Raw genomic sequence first — 21,134 nt, forward strand, 5'->3', positions numbered from 1 at the left:
ATCAATATAAGAAATAGAGGCGACAGTTCGCTGTCGCTATTTATCTCTTACTATCACAACAGAAGGAAAAACTATGCGTAATCCAGTTATCTGGGCAACCGTATTGTCCGCCACACTGATAAGCACCCAGTTATCCGCTGCTGATTTACCCGGAAAAGGGATTTCGGTTCAACCTGTGCAAAGTACGATTTCTGAAGAAACGTTTCAAACCTTAATCGTCAACAAAGCACTCGAACAATTAGGCTACACAGTTCAACCGATCAAAGAAGTCGATTACAACGTCGCTTATTCCTCTATCGCCAACGGTGATGCCACTTTTATGGCGGTAAGTTGGGTTCCGCTTCATAACTCACAATATGAAGCTGCGGGCGGCGATAACACTTTTTATCGTAAAGGTGATTATGTCGTTAATGCAGCTCAAGGCTACTTAATTGACAAGAAAACAGCTGAAAAATACAACATCACCAATATTGAGCAATTTAAAGATCCTAAAATTGCTAAACTCTTTGATGCCAATGGTGACGGTAAAGCCGATTTAACGGGTTGTAACCCAGGCTGGGGATGTGAAGAAGCTATCAATAATCACTTAAAAGCCTATGATTTAGAAAAATCGGTTACACATAACCAAGGTAACTACGCGGCTATGATGGCAGATACCATTACTCGCTACAAAGAAGGTAAACCTATTTTTTATTACACATGGACACCATATTGGATAAGTGATGTATTAAAACCGGGTAAAGATGTTGTTTGGTTACAAGTGCCATTCTCATCTTTACCAGGTGATGATAAAACAGACACCACATTAGCAAATGGTAAAAACTATGGTTTCCCACCAAGTACCATGCATATTGCAGCAAATAAAAAGTGGGCTGAAGAAAATCCTGCTGCTGCAAAACTCTTTGAAGTCATGAAAGTGCCTGTTGCCGATATCAATGCGCAAAACTTACGTATGCATAATGGTCAAAAATCACAGGCTGATATTGAACGTCATGCAAATACATGGATCAAAGCACATCAGAAAACATTTGATGGCTGGGTTGAACAAGCTCGAAGTGCTGCACAATAATATAATGAAAGAAAAAATAATCTAAAATAGAGATTATTATTAAACAGGCCACAATATTGTGGCTTGTTTTTATTTATAAAAACAATAAGATACGATATTAAACAAAATACGTTTATACAATAAGAAGAATAATCCTGCTCTATTATTAAGATTATTCTTCTTATTAGGCACTTAAATACCCCTTCCTTTTATTCATTGATTTATTCAATTATGATTATCTTTTTCTCCAGTAGCCATTTTGGCATTCTTATTTTATATTGAAGATTTAGATAAGGAATAAATTGTGTCTTACACTAACAAACCAGTACCTGAAGAAATTAAACGTTGGAATTGGGGTGCTTTCATGTTTAATATTATTTGGGGTTTTGGTAATAAATCTTACCTTCCATTATTAGCGCTCGTTCCTTTACTTAACCTTATCTGGATTTTTGTCTGTGGTATTAAAGGTAACGAATGGGCTTGGAAGAGTGGTGATTACGATTCTGTTGAAACCTTTATGAAAGTACAAGAAACATGGAATAGAGCTGGCTTTGTTTACTTTATTATCAGCATCGTAATGGCGGCTATTTTCTTTATTTTATTCTTCACTACCATGATGGCAATGATTGCAACTTCTGCAACATACGGTTATTGATTTCTTAATTACAATAAACCCCATAATATCTATGGAGTTTATCTGTTTTTATTTTCAGTAATATTAGAAACGTTTTACCACAGTAAATCGATAATCACGTCCTACTCCTGAAACTGATTCACCTAAATAAGGGTAGTAATCACGGTTAAATAAATTTGCGACGGTAAAACGAATCTCAGTATTATCTATAAAAGAAGGTTCCCAATTCGCAAATAAACCATGGATTGCATAACCTTTACTTTTTGGTAATGACCAATAGCCCGCATCAGGATCGGTATCCATAGGTGAACGGCGTTGAGCACCAATAAAATCCCCCGTCCATCCCATATTGACGTTAATACTTGGGACTTTTACACCAATAGTGGCATGTAAAGCATCAGGTTGAATTTCGGCAATCCATGTTTTCTGACCAAACCATGGGTCACGCGGTGATTGGTCGCGTTTTCCTTTCATTGTTGAATACGCTAAACGACCGAATACATTAGGACTATTATAAAAGGCTTCAATTTCTAGCCCTTGTATATGATAGCCAGGTAAATTGCGGTAGTTACCAATTGATGGTGGACAATTTCCATTATGTCCATCCACCTTTTGACTTTCACAATAAACACCACGACGACGGAAGATTTCGTCTTTACCACGAGTATCAAACAGTGTTGTTCTTAACTGCAGTTGGTCTTCTTGTTGAATAACACTTTCAAAGTCTGCAATTGCACCAATCCGTGCAGCTCTTACTGTTTCTTTGTCTAGATGACGGCTCGTGCCTGTTAAACTAGAAATACTTCCTTGTACTTCATACTGCTCATCAATCAATGGTGCTCGCCATGTATAGGTTAAATCACCAAAGAATCTGAAATTCTGGTTCATTTTCCATAATAAACCTAAATGAGGTGTTGCCCCACTATAAGTTACATCAGAATAATCATGACCATAATAGGGATCAGGATCTTGATAGGTAATAGCTCGACTCCCCTTGCCTTGATTTTTAACAATATCGTAGCGAACGCCCGGTGTTATTGTCAGATTTCGATAACTCATCGAGTTTTGAAGATAGAAACTGGTTGTCGTTTGCGTGCCTTCTGGCATATAAGGAGGTGCATAATATCCATAGTTATAATTCGGATTTTTAGCTTTATCGCGTGTAAACATTAAGACATCTCGATCATTACGATGCCAACGTGTTCCCACTAATAGTTTATGCTCTAAAGCACCTTGCATAATTGTGCTTTCATTTTTAATTTCAATTTGATGATTTCGATAATCTACCCAACTTTGATTTCCCATACTGCCACTAAAATAGGAGCTAGCTGTCTCTGGGCGACTATCATTTTGTTTGGTTTTTGAATAACCATAAGTCAGCGTTAAATTAATTAAATCAGAATCAACTGGCTGAATATTCCATTTCACACTGAAAGTATCATCTTTTTGGTCACGATAAACTAATTTACGTTTCATCGCCGCATCAAAGCCATATTTATCCACATCAGCTTGGCTAGGTTTAGCTAATTCATCACGTTTAGCCGCCCAAGGTGTCCAGCCATCACTTTCTGATCGTGATGCTGATAACGTTAATGTTTGTTCTTCTGTTAAATAGATATTGGTTTTAATTAAAAAAGAATCTTGATCGGATTGTGAATAACCAAATTTAGTTCCATCAGGACGTCGTAAATCATCACTTTCACGACGGTTAAAATAGAATAGTCCATCTGCTTGTCCATCAAGCAATTTACCGTATACCGCACCACTATAACGATTTTGCCTATCATTAGTATGGTGACCATATTTTAAAAACATTCCAATATTCTGATCGGGTAATAATAGGTCATCAGGATCTTTGGTTTCAATTCTCACCGAACCACCAAACCCACCATTACCTTGAGTAATATTATGAGGGCCTTTATCAACATCAAGACGGCGTATTAATTCTGGATCAATAAAAATGGAACCTTGGCGATATTTTTCAAAGGTTTTGGGTGTACCGTCAAGTGTGATTTTAATATCTTCAGGATTGCCCATCCCCCAGATATTTAATGTTTGACCGCCAGGTCTTGGTGATCCAGATGATGAAATTCCCGGTAACTTATCCACCAGCTCTGCAATATTATTAGGCTGAATTCGGTCGATATCTTTTAATGTCAGAACCGTACTCCCTGCATCAACACTTGAATTGAGTTCACCTGATACGTAGATAGGTTCAATAATAATTTTTTCACGCGATTTGGGTTGCGCAGGATTCTCTGATTTTGTGGATGCCGTTATTTCTGGTTTAACACTTTCAGCCGCATAGCTATTTAACGAAGTGAGTGAAGTCAATAATAATGCAATCGCTGATGATGAAAATGAAAATATCCCAATTCCCTGACGATAAGCATCATTTTTTGCTAAGAAATGGATCATAATAGTCGTATCTTTTTGTATGGTTATTAGTTTGATAGGTGTTTTGCTGTAACTAACAGCGCTAATTATGATAATGATAATAATTATCATTATCTAGTTTTTTTGCACTTATCACTCAATACAGATAACTACACTATTGATGCATTCTTGTTAGATTTAAATCTTATCCAAAATAATATTTATAACAAATTAAACTAATTTCATTAGTTATTATAAGGTATTTAACGCTCCTTATTTTCGTTCATCTCATGTCATCCTATAATTATAACTACGTATATATTACTGAAGAAAACTTAATCATTTTTGAAATGAAAGAATAAAACAGACACGGAACAGTCTGATAATTACAATTATGTGTATCTTATTTTCTCTTTATTTTTAGTACTAAATAATTATTAACTCAAGTAAATTTCAAATATTAGGTTTATATTTAAATCATAAATAAATTAAACCATTGAAATAAAGATATTCAATGAGATAAAAATCAGCTAATAATAAAATAATAATTTTGAGGTAATATACGCACTTTTGAACACAAGGATGCGTCATGACAATTTATGACCTAAAACCCAAATTTCAATCTCTATTGCGCCCTTATGTAGAACAGTTATTCACAAAAGGGATCACAGCAAATCAGGTCACGCTTTTTGCTTTACTGTTATCCATTACCGTTGGTGGATTACTTTTGCTTTATCCTTTCCCTCGTTTATTTTTATTACTTCCTTTCGTCCTCTTTTTTCGTATGGCACTTAATGCTATCGATGGCATGCTGGCACGTGAACATAATCAAAAAAGTGCACTAGGTGCAATATTAAATGAAGCCAGCGACGTGATTTCAGACATTGCACTTTATCTCCCTTTTGCCCTTATTTTTCCACAAGCCTACTGGTGGATCATGCTGGCACTTTTTTTAATGATAATGACTGAGTTTCTAGGGGTTCTTGCTCAAACGATCCATGCTACTCGTCGTTATGATGGCCCAATGGGAAAAAGTGATAGAGCCTTTATTTTCGGTACTATTGCCTTTTTTATCGGATTATTCCCCTCACTGACATCATCAGAAAACACGCATTATCTTTTTATTATTATTAATTTATTACTTTTGTTGACTTGTTATCACCGAATTCATCGCGCACTAAAAGAAGCAACGATGACAGATAAAGATAAGGATACATCGTTATGAATCAACAACCGCAATATCACACTCAAAGGAATATGATTGAGTCTGAATTTACCACCAGCGATAAAACACCGCTGTATTATCGTCATTGGCCGGCTCAAATTACCACTGAGCCAAAAGCAATTATTTTATTTCATCGAGGTCACGAACATTCAGGCCGAGTTTCTCATCTAGTTGATGAGTTAGATCTTCCTGATTTCTCAATGTTTGCTTGGGATGCTCGTGGACATGGTAAAAATGAAGGTGCTCGCGGTTATAGCCCATCCATGGGAACGTCAATAAAAGATATCGATGAGTTCGTCCATTATGTTTCATCTAACTATAATATTCCGATGGAGAATATTCTTGTTGTTGGCCAAAGTGTAGGCGCTGTTTTAGTCACAGGTTGGGTACATGATTACGCACCCAAAATTCGCGGTATGGTATTAGCTTCCCCTGCATTTAAAGTAAAATTATATGTTCCTTTTGCACGCACTGGCCTTGCCTTAATGCAAAAAATTCGCGGACTTTTTTATGTTAATTCCTATGTAAAAGCTAAATACTTAACCCATGATCAAAATCGTATCGACTCTTTTAATCAAGACGCGCTAATCACCCGCCCTATTGCCGTTAATATTTTATTAGAACTTTATAAAACAGCTGATCGTGTGGTTGAAGATGCAAATGCTATTACCTTACCAACACAATTATTTATTTCGGGTAATGATCATGTTGTTCACGCAAAACCTCAGCATCTTTTCTATGATCGTTTAAATACCTCCATTAAAGAAAAGCATGTTTTACCCGGTTTTTACCACGATACCTTAGGCGAGAAAGACAGGGCAATCCCCATCAATAAAATGCGTCACTTTATTGAAACGTTGTTTGCACAACCGCTTTATCAACATGATTATCAAAATGAGGATATATGGAGCCATAGTGCAGATGTTTATCGTACATTACAGACACCACTTCCTCAATTTTGCCCCAAAAGACTCTATTACAAAGTGCTTAGTCGTTCGATGAGCACGCTAGGTAAAGCATCCGAAGGTGTAGCACTAGGTTACGATAAAGGTTTTGATTCTGGATCGACACTTGATTATGTCTATCGCAATCAACCTCAAGGAAAAGGCTTATTTGGTCGAATCGTTGATAGACAATATTTGAACAGTATTGGTTGGCAAGGTATTCGCCAACGTAAAATCAATATTGAAAACACGATCCGATACGCTATTCGCCAATTAACACAAAATAATATGCCAGTACATATTATGGATATTGCCGCGGGGCAAGGTCGCTATCTTTTTGATGCGGTTAATGACTATGGTAAGGTTGACTCAATTTTAATGCGAGACTATAGCCCGATTAATGTTGAGCAAGGTCAAATTGCCATTAAAGAACGCCATTTAGAAGACAAAGTGCGTTTTGAAGAAGGTAACGCTTTTGATACAGACAGTTTGAGTACGGTTTCACCTTCACCAACATTGGGCATTGTAAGTGGGCTTTATGAATTATTTCCTGAAAATCATCTACTAAAAGCATCTTTAAAAGGGTTATCTCAAGCCATTCCTAGCGGAGGATTACTGATTTACACCTGCCAACCTTGGCATCCTCAACTTGAAATGATTGCCCGTGTATTACCCAGCCACCAAGATGGTCAACCGTGGATCATGCGTTGTCGCAGTCAGGGTGAAATGGATGCATTAGTGAATGAAGCGGGTTTTGAAAAGCTCGATCAACAAATTGATCACTGGGGTATTTTTAGTGTATCGATAGCAAAACGCCGCTAACAAAGTTAACTATAGCTAAATGAAATATCGCTATATGGCAACATATAGCGATAATTTTAAGCAAACTGCAAAGATAGAAGAAAACGATAAATATAAATAAAGAAAGGAAATTTAGTATGGAGGGAACTCAACGCTCTCAAATAATATCATCAAGAAAAAGCATCTGGCTTGCTGGGATTATATGGCTGTTATTTCTAGCCCCATTTTTCTATTTAACTTATATGCAAGTCAATACTTACACTTCTACCTTATCTGATGTTCCTTCTTTTGTTTATTCGTGGGAAAACGTTATTCCCTTTTTACCGTGGACAATTATTCCTTATTGGAGTGTTAATATTGCTTATGGTATTTCCCTATTTATTTGTACAACACTAAGAGAACAATTTATGCATGGATTGCGTTTAATTGTTGCCTCTCTTATAGCCTGCTCTGGCTTTTTATTATTCCCTTTAAAATTTAGTTTTATTCGCCCAACTACAGAGGGATTTTCTGGTTGGTTATTTACCCAATTAGAAGGCTTCGATTTACCGTATAATCAAGCCCCCTCTTTACACATTATTTTATTATGGATTATTTGGTTACGGTTCCGCGCCCATACGCCTAAATCGTGGCAGTATTTTTTAAATTTATGGTCATTGTTAATTGCTATTTCTGTACTCACAACATGGCAACATCACTTTATTGATATTATTACCGGCTTTGGTGTTGGCGTAGTGATTTGCTATTTATTACCAATAAATTCGCGTTGGAAATGGCGCTTTACTGGCAGTAAACGTAGTTTACGGATTGGTAAAAACTATGCGTTATCAGCAATGGTGTTTTATCTGTTATCTTTTGGCCTGCAAGGGCTCTTTTGGATCTTTCTCTGGCCAGCAATCACATTAACTTTTGTGACTTTGGGCTATTTGGGCGCAGGGGCTTCTATTTTCCAAAAAAATACACAAGGTAAAATTCCTCTTTCTGCACAGATAATCCTATTACCTTATCGCTTCTTTGCTTGGTGTACTTATCGTTATTATTTAAAACAGTGCCAAACACCGAGTTTAGTCACTGAAGGCATTTTATTAGGTGGACGCCCTCTTTATGAACTCAATGCCAATGCGGTATTTGATTTAACTTGTGAATGGCCAAGAAATAAGTTTAGCCAAAATCAGCTTTATTTAGCGCAACCTCAAATTGATTTATTACCTTTATCTCCGGATGATATCAACAAAGCAATGTTATCAATGGAGCAACTAAATAAAGCGGGTACTGTTTATATTCATTGCAAATTAGGCTATTCACGTAGTGCAACCGTTGTTGTTGCTTGGTTAGTTTATACTGGCACAGTAGCAACGTTAGAAGATGCGATAGAAAAAGTCTCTCAAGCTCGCCCTCACGTTATTTTAAATCTAGAAACACGAGAAGCACTACAAATTTGGTATTCACATTTTCAACACATTAAATAACGAGGCAACCATGTTAACAACTAAAACTAGCGGTAAAGTAATTGTATCTTTAACACTAAGTTGGCGTTATTTACTGTTTTTATCACTTTTACCTTATTTAAGTACATGGCCTGTATTTAGCCTTCATTTTCATCATAAACTGGCTTTTTTAGTCGCGTCTCTTTTGTTTTTATTTACCCAATACTTTCTTTTTCGTTTATGGCTTGATAGTCACTTTTTTCAGGCTCTGTATCGTTATCAAGATGACGTTAGCTTTGATAAAAGCCTCTCTACATTATTTCCTAAACGTCCCCAAAAACAGACTATGGAAGCCCGCTGGCTAGGGACTAAGCGTCTATTCTCTTTTGCGATAATTGGAGTTTCAATTCAATGGATATGGAGTCTAGTTATTCTCTTTATTACCCTTTTTAGTTATTAAAGGATCAATTAATAACTTTATTTATTATATAAAACAATATGTTATAACAATCAAATATAAGAATTTACATCAAATTAATTGAACATTTCTATCACAGTAATTCTTTTCTCAAAAAAATGACTCATGTTACTATCATTTACCTTACAAATGATTTGTTATGAGTATTATGGAAAACACCGTATCCCAAACATCACTTAGCAAAGGCCTTATTCTGCTAATGGCCGTTGCTACAGGCATGGTTGTCGCCAGTAACTACTATGCACAACCTCTACTTGATTCTATCGCAAATTACTTTCATATATCAGCAACTTTAGCTGGGTTTATTGTCACCACCGCGCAACTCAGTTATGCCGTAGGACTGATGCTATTAGTGCCTTTGGGAGATATTTTTGAACGTCGCTCACTCATTATTACCATGACATTAATTTCTGCCAGTGGGCTATTAATTACAGCGATGGCAACAAATATTTGGGTAATGTTAATAGGTACTGCACTTTCTGGTATGTTTTCTGTTGTCGCTCAAATTCTGGTTCCATTTGCGGCCACTCTCGCCGCACCACACCAACGAGGAAAAGCCGTTGGCACTATTATGAGTGGCCTTTTATTGGGTATTTTACTGGCTAGAACAGTATCTGGCCTAATGGCATCATTTACAAATTGGCAAGGTATTTTCTGGGTTGCAAGTATTTTTCTAACAATCTTAGCTATTACGTTATGGCGCTGTTTACCCACTTATAAAAGTCAAACAGACTTAAATTACGTTCAGTTATTAGGTTCTATCTTCAAATTATTTGTTACAACCCCCGTACTTCGAACTCGTTCATTAATCGGTGCACTGATTTTTGCCCACTTTGGTTTATTATGGACATCGATGGCCTTTTTACTAGCCGCAGATCCTTTTAACTATTCTGATGCAGTTATTGGACTGTTTGGTCTTGTGGGTGCTGCAGGCGCATTGATGGCAGGAAAAGCAGGCGTATTAGTCGATAAAGGGAAAGGCAAGAAAACCACCACAATAGGATTAATTATCCTCCTTCTATCTTGGGGTTTTATTATTATTGCACCTTATTATCACTGGGTTGGGCTCATCAGCTTTATTATTGGCGTTGTCCTGCTAGACTTAGCGGTTCAGGGCGTCCATGTCACAAATCAAAGTACCATTTATCGTATTTTACCTGATGCTAGAAACCGCTTAACCGCAGCATATATGACAAGCTATTTTATTGGTGGAGCATTAGGCTCTTTATTATCAGGTTATGCCTATCATCAATATGGCTGGATGGGAGTTTCTATTTCTGGATTTGTCATTGGCATTATCGGTCTTATTGTTTGGTTATTAGGTTATAAAAATGATCCAATAATCCATGCTGAATAATTTTCAGACCCAAGGATGGGTTATATTATTCCTACAATCCCACTCTAATCAGAATAAAATGTGAATGTTTTAACAGCGTGATTACTATTGATGTATATCATCATCCCATTCTTTATTAAGAAAATTATATCAATCTTATCAATAAAGCACTATATATATCATTTCAATCAGATATTATCCATGTAGTAATTATTGGTGATTAAAATAAATTTATTACGTGTTTTATCGTAAAAAACGATCCGTTTTTTCGCAAATAGACTACTATTCATTGTCAGATAAGTGATAAATTGATTTTATTAACTTATTGCAAAGAGATAAGTACCTATCCTTTTTTTTGTGTTATCATTCAAAAAATTTATGAATCAGGTAACATAATCAAAAAAACATAGTGACTATAAATAATAAAAATTGCTAAATTGTGTGTTTAATATACCATTTAACATGTTGATAACAGCATTATCCTAATTTTCGAAACTAACAAGGTGTCTAAAAATGGAAAGCTCATTTACGCCAACAGAAGAATTACTAAACACTCGTGCTACACAACAGAAATCGCTTAACAAAGATATTCCTTATCAAGAAATTTTGTTAACTCGCCTTTCTATGCATGTTCAAAGCAAACTTCTTGAAAGTCGTAATAATATGTTGAAGTCTCAGGGTATTAACGAGACGTTATTTATGGCATTAATGATTTTAGATACGACAGAAAATCGAAGTATTCAGCCTTCAGAGCTAAGTGCTGCACTGGGCTCTTCAAGAACAAATGCAACACGTATTGCTGATGAACTTGAAAAACAAGGATGGATTGAGCGTCGTGAAAGCCATAATGACCGCCGTTGTTTGCATCTCCACCTAACGGATGCCGGTGAAGAATTTTTAAATAGCTTATTACCTCCACAGCATCAATGTTTAAAACAAATCTGGTCTATTTTAGATCAACAGGAACAAAAACAGCTTGAAACGCTAATGCGTAAGTTGTTATTACAACTGGATACTTTGGCTGAAAAAGAGTGTGAATAAGCTATATAATAAATAGTTTTATTGATCTAATCCTATTTACGCCATAAATCGGCAAACATACTTACCCATTAGCATTTATAATTTACCTTCACGCTAATAATTATTCTAAGATTGACTTTATAATTATGTTTCCAGTTTCAATACTGGAAACATATCTAATGATGTTTTTCTGGTTTTATGGAGATCTTCTAAATGAGTGTTAATGAGGAAAATACCCCCCCTCAGGCTCCCATTCGCAATAAAAAACGAACTCGCCGAAATGTTCTACTGTTGCTGACTATTCTATTTATTTTGGCTGGGGTGGCTTACACCACTTATTGGTTTATGGTGTTAAGACATCATGAAACAACTGATAATGCCTATGTCACAGGCAATCAAATCATGATTATGCCGCAGATTTCTGGTTCTGTTACCACCGTTTATGTTGATAATACCGATTTTGTGAAAGCAGGTGACCCTTTAGTTTTATTAGATTCAAGTGATGAAAAACTGGCTTTAGAAAAAGCAAAAACAGCATTAGCGAATAGTGTTCGTCAAATGCATCAGCAAATCATTAATGGTCGCCAACTAAAAGCAAACATCGTTTTACGCGAAACTGAGCTGACCAAATTACAAAATGACCTTCGTCGCCGTGAAGTTTTAGGCGAACGCAATGTTATAGGTAAAGAAGAACTTCAACACGCCAGAGAAGCGGTTTCCACTGCAAGAGCGGCTTTAGAAGTTGCTAAAGAGCAATACAATGCTAATCAAGCGATTATCTTAAATACACCGATTGCACAGCAACCTTCTGTTTTACAAGCATCAACCGACGTTCGTAATGCATGGCTCGCTTTAGAGCGTACTAAAATTTTAAGTCCCACAGATGGTTATGTTTCACGCCGTAGCGTTCAAGTAGGTGCACAAATCGCACCGGGTAAACCTTTAATGGCGATTGTTCCCGTAACAGGTATGTGGATCGATGCTAATTTTAAAGAAACTCAACTCGCTAATATGCGTATTGGTCAACCAGCAAAAATCACAACTGATTTTTATGGTAAAAAAGTGATTTATCATGGCACTGTATTAGGTTTAGATATGGGAACTGGTAGTGCTTTCTCATTATTACCTGCTCAAAATGCCAGTGGTAACTGGATCAAAGTCGTTCAGCGCTTACCTGTTCGTATTTCATTAGATGAAAAAGAATTAGCGGAAAAACCACTGCGTATTGGTCTTTCTTCTGAAGTCACCGTTGATACGATTAATCTCGATGGAAAAGTTTTATCACACAGCGAACGCCAAGTACCTGCTTATCATACTGATGCTTTAACTATTGATATGTCAGCGATTAATAAACTGATCAATGAAATTATTGAACAGAATGCGGGACAATAAAGGCGAGGTGTAAAGGTGATTAAAGAGCCATTACAAGGAGGAAAACTTGCCTTAATGACCATCGCCCTTGCGTTGGCTACCTTTATGCAAGTTCTCGATTCTACAATCGCTAACGTCGCTATTCCAACAATCGCAGGAAACTTAGGTGCCTCTAACTCACAGGGCACTTGGGTTATTACCTCTTTTGGTGTAGCAAATGCTATTTCTATCCCAATTACAGGTTGGTTAGCAAAACGTATTGGTGAAGTTCGACTCTTTATGTGGTCAACGGCGCTTTTTGCGTTAACTTCTTGGCTTTGTGGTATTTCACAAAGTCTTGAAATGCTTATTTTCTTTCGCGTGCTTCAAGGATTGGTCGCTGGGCCATTAATTCCTTTATCACAAAGTTTATTATTGAATAACTATCCACCAGCTAAGCGAAATATGGCACTTGCGCTATGGTCAGTGACTATTGTTGTAGCGCCAATTTTAGGGCCTATTTTAGGTGGCTATATTAGTGATAACTATCATTGGGGATGGATATTCTTTATTAACGTTCCATTTGGTGTTTTGATTATTATGTGTATATCAAACACCTTAGCTGGGCGAGAAACAAAAACCGAAATTAAACCAATTGATACCATTGGCCTTGTTTTACTTGTTGTTGGTATAGGTGCTTTACAAATCATGCTCGATCAGGGTAAGGAGCTTGATTGGTTTAACTCAACAGAAATTATTGTACTCACCATTGTGGCGGTTGTTGCCCTTAGCTTCTTAATTGTTTGGGAGCTTACAGACGATCATCCTGTGATAGATCTTTCACTCTTTAAAAGTCGAAACTTTACCATTGGGTGTGTCACGCTCAGCCTCGCCTATATGATCTATTTCGGTACCATCGTTTTACTGCCACTGCTTTTGCAAGAAGTCTTTGGCTATACAGCAACATGGGCTGGATTAGCATCAGCATCGGTAGGTTTATTACCTTTAATTATCACACCAATTATAGGTAAGTTTGGTGGTAAAGTGGATTTACGCTATATCATCAGCTTTAGCTTTATTATGTTTTCTGTGTGTTTTTATTGGCGAGCTTATACCTTCGAGCCTGGAATGGATTTTGCCACTGTGGCATGGCCTCAATTCTGGCAAGGTTTAGCGGTTGCATGTTTCTTTATGCCACTAACTACAATGACATTATCTGGATTACCTCCAGAAAAAATGGCGTCAGCGTCAAGTCTTTCGAATTTCTTAAGGACATTGGCTGGGGCAATTGGTGCATCGTTAACCACTACAATTTGGACACAAAGAGAATCACTTCACCATGAAACCTTTGTAGAAAAAATTAATCCACTTGATCCTGATTCGCAAATGGCATTCCAGCAAATGAATGATCTTGGCCTTTCAAATGAACAAGCATCTGCCTATTTAGCGAAAACCATTACAGAGCAAGGATTAATTATTTCAGCCAATGAGATTTTCTGGTTAGCTGCGGGTATTTTCCTTATCATGATGATTGTGGTTTGGTTTGCTAAACCCCCATTCTCTCCCGGAAAATAATGCCATTCACGTAGATTTTATACATAAAAAACCGCTTAAATCATAATGACTAAGCGGTTTTTTTATCATTCTTTCTTTAAAACCATAAAGCGATTAGCCTTGGTGCTGACGCCACCATTCTGCTAATAACACTCCAGAAGCCACAGAGACATTTAAGCTTTCAACGTGCCCAGTACCACCGATGTAAATACTCATATCACCTTGATTTAAAGTGCTTTCACTTAAACCATCTTTCTCTTGACCTAAGATAAGTACCATTTTCGCCGGTAATTGTGCTTTTGATAATGGTACACTACCTTTATGGCTTGATGTTGCCACTAGCGTATAACCCGCTTTTTTAAATTTATCTAAAGTTTGAGCAAAGTTATCAGCATCAATACCTTGAATATATTCAGCACCACCTTCTGCGGTACGAACAGCAGCACCAGATTCTAATACAGCAGAATCAGGAGAGATAACCCCTTTCACACCAAAATGCGCGCAACTACGCATAATTGCACCTACGTTATGTGGATTACCCACATCTTCCAGTGCTAATACACAATCATTCTCAGGTGCATCTTTCAGATAAGTTTCGGCATCATGACCAACACGTTTTTTAATTAAGAAGCACACGCCACCATGGTGATCGGTACGAGCTGCTTTGACCATCTCTTCTTCTTCAACAACGTGATAGGCTTTGCGGTTTGCAGCCATCCATTTTAATGCATCACGAAAACGTGGCGTAACGTCTTGTAAAAACCAAGCACGAACAATCGCATCAGGACGATTTTTAAACATTGCCTGACAGGCATTTTCACCATAAATACGCGTTTCTTCTAAGCGTTGACGACGAAGTTGTTCAGGATCAATTTGGCTCTTACCAGTAATGCCATCGTGCTCTTTTATTGCCTCTTCACCAGCAGGGCGAGAAACCGTTTTCCATGGAGAAAAACTTTCGCCTTCGCTATCGCGAGAAGGTTTTGATTCATTACGTGATGCGCCACGCCCTGAAGGCTTACCTGCACCGCGATCATCACGACGAGAAAATTTGTTATCACCACGTCTGTTATCGCGATTTTTATCGTCACGGTTATCACCGCGTCTGTTATCACGATTTTTGTCGTCACGGTTATCACCGCGTCTGTTGTCACGGCTATCACCACGACCATTTTCAGGACGACGGGATGGTTTTTTAGGTTTATTATCGGCATTGTCCTCACTACGGACATACATTACTTTTACTTTGCCGTTTTTACCTTCATAAGAATCGTTCATTTGTCTCTCCAACTGCAATAGGGGCGCAGATTACATGATAGTTTAGCAACTGTCACCGAGAGAATCACGCATAGGAATCGATAAACTAATCAGGATCAATTGAGAATTAAATTCATTATAGATATAAGCAATATATCAATATGATTTTTATGAAAAAAAAGTGCTGAATAGTTTGTTTGTTTTTAACATGATAAAATCCGTTTCTTTTTTATTAGTGTTGGTTTATTTGCTATGCATGACAATGCAGTCTCTCGACTTCGTCAATATCGACTTTCGGTTTCAACTCGTCCTTTTAAAGCCAGAGGATTTCGAATAAAACGCTGTAACTTCTGCTTATTACCTGAAAAGCAGTGTCTTTGTGATACTATTGTCAGTCAACCAGCAAAAAGCCAATTTTGTTTATTGATGTATGATACCGAAGTGATGAAGCCAAGTAATACAGGGAAATTAATTGCCGATGTATTACCAGACACTCAGGCTTTTTTATGGTCCCGTACCACTCCTGAGCAGGCCTTACTTGATCTAATCAATACACCAGATAAGCAAGCTTATGTTGTCTTCCCTGAAAGCTACGCATCAAATGAACGTGTTGTATACAACCAACTCCCAGTTAATAGCAAGCCCCCTCTGTTTATCCTTTTAGATGGAACTTGGAGTGAAGCTCGTAAAATGTTTCGTAAAAGCCCTTATCTCGATTCATTACCTATTTTTTCGCTTAATGAAGCCAGTAAATGTGACTACGTACTTCGCCAAGCAGCGAGAGAAGATCAGCATTGTACTGCTGAAGTAGCTGCGTCTATTTTAGAAAATGTGGGTGATATAAATGCATCACAACAACTCTTTTCTCATTTTAGTTACTTTCGTCAACAATATTTAATTGGAAAACCAGATCGCCGTCAGGCAAAAGAAGAGTAAATCAGCTACATTGAATAAAAGTTGATAATCAAACTCTGGAGTGGATATGAGCCAACGAGGTCTTGAAGCACTATTGCGTCCTAAATCTATTGCAGTAATTGGTGCCTCTGAAAAATTAGGTCGTGCAGGAACCACTATGATGAAAAACCTGCTCAGTGGCGGATTTAACGGCCCAGTGTTTCCAATTAATCCCTCTCGTGGCTCTGTCTCTGGTGTTTTTAGTTATCCATCTATTGATAAGTTACCTCAAGTTCCTGATCTAGCCATTATTTGTACCCATCATCATCGTAATCTTGAGTTACTAAAGCAATTGGGTGGCTCAGGTTGTAAGGCTGTTATTGTCCTTTCAGCACAACCTGAACAGTTTCAAGCAATAAAGTCACTCTGCCAGCAATATCATATCCGTTTACTAGGCCCAAATAGCTTGGGTCTTTTAGCTCCTTGGCAGGGGTTAAATGCCAGTTTTTCACCTCTTCCTGTTAAAAAAGGAAAACTTGCTTTTATTTCACAATCGGCCGCTGTTGCCAATACTATTTTAGATTGGGCTTATTATCGCAACATTGGGTTCTCTTACTTTATTGCCTTAGGGGATAACCAAGATATACAAGTTGATGACTTACTGGATTTTCTAGCAAGAGACAGCAAAACTAGTGCAATTTTATTGCATTTAGAGCATATCAAAGATGCTCGACGCTTTATGTCCGCCTCACGAAGTGCTTCACGCAACAAACCTATTTTAGTCATAAAAAGTGGTCGTACCCAAAAAGCCCAGCTGTTATTGGGTGATACACCAAGTTATGACATTGCTTATGATGCCGCATTTCAACGCGCAGGTTTATTACGCGTACAAGATACCCATGAAATGTTTTCTGCAGTTGAGACGCTCAGCTATATGACGCCCCTAAAAGGCGAAAGATTGATGATTATGAGTAATGGCTCTGCACCTGCAGCCATGGCGATAGATGAGCTATTTTTGCATTCAGGGAAGCTGGTGAAACTAGCAGATGAAACAACACAAAAACTACAAAGTGTTATTCAACAAGAAAATACTATCCGTAATCCATTAAACTTAGGTGATGATACAACCGTTGAACGCTATATCGCGACGCTCAATTGCTTATTAGATAGCCATGATCACGATGCCTTGTTACTTATTCATACCCCAAGTGCTATTGCACCCAGCATTGAAACTGCGCAACGCGTCATAGAGGCAATTAATCAGCATCCTAGACGAAAATGGCTCACTGTTTTTACTAACTGGGGCGGAGAATATTCATCTCAGCAATCACGTAAATTATTTAGTGAAGCGGGCATTCCTACTTATCGCACCCCTGAAGGCGCAGTTACTGCATTTATGCATATGGTGGAATATCGTCGGAACCAAAAGCAACTAAAAGAAACCCCCGCATTGCCTTTAGATGTCAAAATGAATACACAGCAAGCACATCGTTGTATTGAAGAGGCATTACAGAATAAGCAATATCGATTAGATACACACCAAGTTCAACCTATTATGGAAGCTTATGGTTTCAATACACTTCCTACTTGGATTGCTCATAATGCACAAGAAGCCGTAAGTATAGCGGAAAAAATTGGCTATCCTGTTGCACTAAAATTACGCTCTCCTGATATTCCTCATAAATCTGAAGTTCAAGGTGTCATGCTTTATTTACGTGACAGCACTGAAGTCTCATCTGCAGCCCATGCCATTATTGAACGAGTAACAGAACTCTACCCTCAAGCTCAAATTCAGGGGTTGTTAGTGCAAAGTATGGCAAATCGAGCTGGCTCTCAAGAACTGCGAGTGGCGATAGAGCAAGATCCTATTTTTGGCCCATTAATCCTATTGGGTGAAGGGGGGGTTGAGTGGCAAATTGAAACTAAGGCTGCCGTTGCGTTGCCACCTCTGAACATGGCTCTTGCCCGTTATTTGGTGATTAATGCTATTAAAAGTGGAAAAATACAGCCAAGAAGCGCTTTACAGCCTTTAAATATTTTAAGTTTAAGTCATTTTTTGGTACAGGTTTCTCACCTACTTTTAGATTGCCCACAAATTGTTAGGTTAGATATTCACCCATTACTGGCTTCTGGCAATGATTTTACATTATTAGATGTTGCAATGGAGTTAGCTCCACTGCAAGGTGATCCCCACCAAAGACTCTCCATCCGTCCTTATCCCAATGAATTAGAAGAAACATTTTATCTAAGAGATAGCAATCCTTGTTTTATTCGCCCTATTTTGCCTGAGGACGAACCTCTACTAAAAACGTTTATTAACCAAGTGACAAAAGAAGATCTTTACTATCGCTATTTTAGTGAGATAAGTGAGTTTACTCATGACGATCTCGCGAATATGACTCAAATTGATTACGATCGAGAAATGGCGTTTGTCGCAATTCGAAATCCAGAAGATCATCCTGAAATCATTGGTGTAGCCCGTGCAATGGCTGATCCGGATAATCAACATGCCGAATTTGCTATCCTTGTGCGATCTGATTTAAAAGGAAATACTCTAGGTCATCAACTTATGACTAAACTTATCAACTATACTAGAGTACATGGCATTAAACGTTTAACTGCAATAACCATGCCTGAAAATCGCAACATGATAAGTTTAGCGAAAAAATTAGGTTTTTCGGTTGAAGTACAGTTTGATGAAGGAATAGTGAATCTTGACTTGCTTCTTTGATCCTCAAAAGATGTGTAAGTACGATAGTCATAAGAGAAAGTTTTGTTATGTGATTATTCACGCATCCTTTGATAAATTAGCTATATAAGATGATTTTATGCGTACATCCCATATAACTAATGTTATGATCAGAAGATCGGTTAGAGAAAATCCATATGGACGATGGCTCCATCTGCCATCATAAACAAGAGAACTAAGCACTGTGATGTTGTCTAAACTAAAACTTGCTAAGCATCAACAACACCTTGCACAACTGCCTAAATTAGCTCAGTCAGTTGCTGATGTTGAAACGCTTTATCAGACGTCCGCGTTTCGCAGCACCTTATTGAAATATATTGCTCAAGCAAAAAAAGAGATCTTTATTACAGCTCTTTATTTAGAGCACGATGAGGCTGGTGAAGAGATCCTTGATGCGCTTTACACCGCAAAACAACAACGTCCTGAATTATCCATTACCGTTATTGTTGACTGGCACCGAGCTCAACGTGGGCGTATTGGTGTCTCTGCTGATGCGACAAATGCAGATTGGTATTACCATGTTGCACAGCAACATCCTGATATAGAGCTCCCTATCTATGGGATCCCTGTTAATACTCGTGAAGCACTAGGTGTATTACACCTTAAAGGCTTTATCTTTGATGATACGGTTATTTATAGTGGTGCAAGCATTAATAATGTGTATTTGCATAAACTAGATAAATATCGTTATGACCGATATCACATTATTCAAAATAGTGAATTAGCAACCACAATGAAACAGTTTATTGTGGGTGATCTTCTGCAATCTGAAGCTATTCAACGTCTTGATGTTAAAGATAGAGTTCGTTGTGCAGAAATAAAAAATTGTATACGCCAATTTCGTTTTAATTTACGCACGCGTGATGGCTATGATATTAAAGCCAATGCTTCTAATCATGAATTAGCAGTAACGCCTTTAGTCGGTTTAGGTAAGAAAAATATCTTAAATAAGACTATTTCTCACCTAATGGCTTCTACAGAAGAAAAATTAGTTATTTGTACACCTTATTTTAATTTACCTGCGATCCTTGTTCGTCAGATCAGCCATTTATTAAGAAATGGCAAGCAAGTCGAAATTATTATTGGTGATAAAACGGCAAATGACTTTTATATCCCACCTGAAGAGCCTTTTAAAATTATTGGTGCACTACCTTATCTCTATGAGATCAATCTGCGCAAATTTACCCAGCGTTTCCAAAGGTTTATTGATAATGACCAATTAACAGTAAGGCTCTGGAAAGACAGTGATAATACCTATCACTTAAAAGGCATGTGGGTTGATGATAATTGGCAGTTGATTACAGGTAATAATCTTAACCCTCGAGCATGGGGATTAGATTTAGAAAATGCGATATTAATTCATGATCCTAAACATGAATTGCATGAGCAACGGCATAAAGAGCTTGCCTGTATTCGCCAAAAAACACGTATTGTAAAACATTATCAAGAGCTAGAAAGTATTAAACTTTACCCACTTAAAGTGAAAAAATTGATCAAACGGTTACGACGTATTCGTGTTGATAGATTAATTAGCCGTATACTTTAACGCTAGCACTTCCTACCTCGAAGCCTTACTTAATATCAGTAAGGCTTTTTTGTATTAACAATCATCTTCTATACTCTACATATCTTTTTTATGATCATAAATTATCCGTGAGAAGGCTTTTATTTTTATGAAACTAAAGCTCAAATATGGTTCTGTGATTATTTTATTCTCAATAATGGCTTTAACAGGTTGCCAATCGTTTCATTTTGCCAATGATAATTGGCGAGGAAAAGATAAAGCTCAACATTTCTTATTTTCTATGGTGGCATCAGCGGGTGCAAATGCTTATGCTGCTCATCAAAATTATGGCCATAAAGAAGGGGTATTAATTGGACTGTCGTTCTCAATTAGTTTGGGAGCAGCGAAAGAGCTTTATGATAGTAGGCCCGAAGGAACGGGATGGAGTTGGCATGATTTTGCTTATGATGTTGCAGGTGCGACTGCGGGCTCATTGTTTTATCAACAATTAAAATAATATTTTTATTTATAACCCCC

16 protein-coding genes are annotated in these 21,134 nt (G+C 37.5%); 14 read left to right on the top strand and 2 right to left on the bottom strand.

The genetic code is table 11. The annotated features are described in order from the left end of the window. The first annotated feature begins 73 nt into the window (after window positions 1-73). Window positions 74-1,069 (top strand): glycine betaine/L-proline ABC transporter substrate-binding protein ProX, encoded by a 996-nt coding sequence (gene proX / locus JEP40_RS07390; protein WP_198623028.1) that lies wholly within the window; start codon window positions 74-76, stop codon window positions 1,067-1,069. A 283-nt stretch (window positions 1,070-1,352) separates the two neighbouring features. Then, window positions 1,353-1,703, top strand: coding sequence for a ribonuclease G (locus tag JEP40_RS07395; protein WP_198623029.1), 351 nt, complete (start codon window positions 1,353-1,355; stop codon window positions 1,701-1,703). 63 nt (window positions 1,704-1,766) lie between these two features. Here JEP40_RS07395 and JEP40_RS07400 read toward each other — a convergent pair whose 3' ends face one another. Further along, window positions 1,767-4,100, bottom strand: coding sequence for a TonB-dependent hemoglobin/transferrin/lactoferrin family receptor (locus JEP40_RS07400; protein ID WP_232799190.1), 2,334 nt, complete (start codon window positions 4,098-4,100; stop codon window positions 1,767-1,769). Between the two features lie 547 nt (window positions 4,101-4,647). Here JEP40_RS07400 and JEP40_RS07405 point away from each other — a divergent pair. The 8 genes from JEP40_RS07405 to emrB all read left to right on the top strand — a co-directional run bounded on the left by JEP40_RS07405 (window position 4,648) and on the right by emrB (window position 14,214). After that, complete coding sequence (locus JEP40_RS07405) at window positions 4,648-5,283, top strand: CDP-alcohol phosphatidyltransferase family protein (RefSeq protein ID WP_198623031.1); 636 nt, start codon at window positions 4,648-4,650, stop codon at window positions 5,281-5,283. Further along, complete coding sequence (locus tag JEP40_RS07410; protein ID WP_198623032.1) at window positions 5,280-7,049, top strand: bifunctional alpha/beta hydrolase/class I SAM-dependent methyltransferase; 1,770 nt, start codon at window positions 5,280-5,282, stop codon at window positions 7,047-7,049. The genes JEP40_RS07405 and JEP40_RS07410 overlap by 4 nt, the downstream gene beginning before the upstream one ends. Window positions 7,050-7,165: 116 nt before the next feature. After that, on the top strand, window positions 7,166-8,497 hold the full coding sequence (locus JEP40_RS07415; RefSeq protein WP_198623033.1) for a phosphatase PAP2/dual specificity phosphatase family protein: 1,332 nt from the start codon (window positions 7,166-7,168) through the stop codon (window positions 8,495-8,497). Window positions 8,498-8,507: 10 nt separating this feature from the next. Beyond that, window positions 8,508-8,915, top strand: a complete 408-nt coding sequence (locus tag JEP40_RS07420; RefSeq protein ID WP_198623034.1) for a hypothetical protein — start codon at window positions 8,508-8,510, stop codon at window positions 8,913-8,915. Between the two features lie 166 nt (window positions 8,916-9,081). Further along, window positions 9,082-10,290 (top strand): MFS transporter, encoded by a 1,209-nt coding sequence (locus JEP40_RS07425; RefSeq protein WP_198623035.1) that lies wholly within the window; start codon window positions 9,082-9,084, stop codon window positions 10,288-10,290. A 492-nt stretch (window positions 10,291-10,782) separates the two neighbouring features. Further along, window positions 10,783-11,310 (top strand): transcriptional repressor MprA, encoded by a 528-nt coding sequence (mprA, locus tag JEP40_RS07430; protein WP_198623036.1) that lies wholly within the window; start codon window positions 10,783-10,785, stop codon window positions 11,308-11,310. 192 nt (window positions 11,311-11,502) lie between these two features. Further along, window positions 11,503-12,681 carry a multidrug efflux MFS transporter periplasmic adaptor subunit EmrA gene (gene emrA / locus JEP40_RS07435; protein WP_198623037.1) on the top strand — a complete coding sequence of 393 codons (1,179 nt, stop codon included), beginning with the start codon at window positions 11,503-11,505 and terminating at the stop codon, window positions 12,679-12,681. 15 nt (window positions 12,682-12,696) lie between these two features. After that, entirely contained in the window at window positions 12,697-14,214 is a 1,518-nt protein-coding gene (gene emrB, locus JEP40_RS07440; RefSeq protein WP_072070269.1) for a multidrug efflux MFS transporter permease subunit EmrB, read from the top strand. Window positions 14,215-14,307: 93 nt separating this feature from the next. Here the strand turns inward: emrB and JEP40_RS07445 are convergent, their stop codons facing one another. Continuing rightward, window positions 14,308-15,471 (bottom strand): tRNA/rRNA methyltransferase, encoded by a 1,164-nt coding sequence (locus JEP40_RS07445; RefSeq protein WP_198623038.1) that lies wholly within the window; start codon window positions 15,469-15,471, stop codon window positions 14,308-14,310. A gap of 231 nt (window positions 15,472-15,702) precedes the next feature. On the opposite strand from JEP40_RS07445, the gene JEP40_RS07450 reads away from it, so the two are divergent. The 4 genes from JEP40_RS07450 (at window position 15,703) to JEP40_RS07465 (ending at window position 21,114) form a co-directional block, all read left to right on the top strand. Continuing rightward, window positions 15,703-16,386, top strand: a complete 684-nt coding sequence (locus tag JEP40_RS07450; protein WP_198623039.1) for a tRNA-uridine aminocarboxypropyltransferase — start codon at window positions 15,703-15,705, stop codon at window positions 16,384-16,386. Window positions 16,387-16,432: 46 nt separating this feature from the next. After that, window positions 16,433-19,075: a bifunctional acetate--CoA ligase family protein/GNAT family N-acetyltransferase gene (locus JEP40_RS07455; RefSeq protein WP_198623040.1), complete on the top strand. Its 2,643-nt coding sequence runs from the start codon at window positions 16,433-16,435 to the stop codon at window positions 19,073-19,075. A gap of 205 nt (window positions 19,076-19,280) precedes the next feature. Beyond that, window positions 19,281-20,639 carry a CDP-diacylglycerol--serine O-phosphatidyltransferase gene (gene pssA, locus JEP40_RS07460; protein WP_198623043.1) on the top strand — a complete coding sequence of 453 codons (1,359 nt, stop codon included), beginning with the start codon at window positions 19,281-19,283 and terminating at the stop codon, window positions 20,637-20,639. Window positions 20,640-20,766: 127 nt separating this feature from the next. Beyond that, window positions 20,767-21,114 carry a YfiM family lipoprotein gene (locus tag JEP40_RS07465; protein WP_198623041.1) on the top strand — a complete coding sequence of 116 codons (348 nt, stop codon included), beginning with the start codon at window positions 20,767-20,769 and terminating at the stop codon, window positions 21,112-21,114. Window positions 21,115-21,134: the final 20 nt, after the last annotated feature.

This window comes from Proteus vulgaris (assembly GCF_016239305.1).
GTDB lineage: Bacteria > Pseudomonadota > Gammaproteobacteria > Enterobacterales > Enterobacteriaceae > Proteus > Proteus vulgaris_C.

Bases quoted from the DNA above. Each gene is read 5' to 3' on its own strand.
- proX (WP_198623028.1), top strand. From the start codon at position 74: ATGCGTAATCCAGTTATCTGGGCAACCGTATTGTCCGCCACACTGATA.
- JEP40_RS07400 (WP_232799190.1), bottom strand. From the start codon at position 4,100: ATGATCCATTTCTTAGCAAAAAATGATGCTTATCGTCAGGGAATTGGG.
- JEP40_RS07405 (WP_198623031.1), top strand. From the start codon at position 4,648: ATGACAATTTATGACCTAAAACCCAAATTTCAATCTCTATTGCGCCCT.
- JEP40_RS07410 (WP_198623032.1), top strand. From the start codon at position 5,280: ATGAATCAACAACCGCAATATCACACTCAAAGGAATATGATTGAGTCT.
- JEP40_RS07415 (WP_198623033.1), top strand. From the start codon at position 7,166: ATGGAGGGAACTCAACGCTCTCAAATAATATCATCAAGAAAAAGCATC.
- JEP40_RS07420 (WP_198623034.1), top strand. From the start codon at position 8,508: ATGTTAACAACTAAAACTAGCGGTAAAGTAATTGTATCTTTAACACTA.
- JEP40_RS07425 (WP_198623035.1), top strand. From the start codon at position 9,082: ATGGAAAACACCGTATCCCAAACATCACTTAGCAAAGGCCTTATTCTG.
- mprA (WP_198623036.1), top strand. From the start codon at position 10,783: ATGGAAAGCTCATTTACGCCAACAGAAGAATTACTAAACACTCGTGCT.
- emrA (WP_198623037.1), top strand. From the start codon at position 11,503: ATGAGTGTTAATGAGGAAAATACCCCCCCTCAGGCTCCCATTCGCAAT.
- JEP40_RS07445 (WP_198623038.1), bottom strand. From the start codon at position 15,471: ATGAACGATTCTTATGAAGGTAAAAACGGCAAAGTAAAAGTAATGTAT.
- JEP40_RS07450 (WP_198623039.1), top strand. From the start codon at position 15,703: ATGCATGACAATGCAGTCTCTCGACTTCGTCAATATCGACTTTCGGTT.
- JEP40_RS07455 (WP_198623040.1), top strand. From the start codon at position 16,433: ATGAGCCAACGAGGTCTTGAAGCACTATTGCGTCCTAAATCTATTGCA.
- pssA (WP_198623043.1), top strand. From the start codon at position 19,281: ATGTTGTCTAAACTAAAACTTGCTAAGCATCAACAACACCTTGCACAA.
- JEP40_RS07465 (WP_198623041.1), top strand. From the start codon at position 20,767: ATGAAACTAAAGCTCAAATATGGTTCTGTGATTATTTTATTCTCAATA.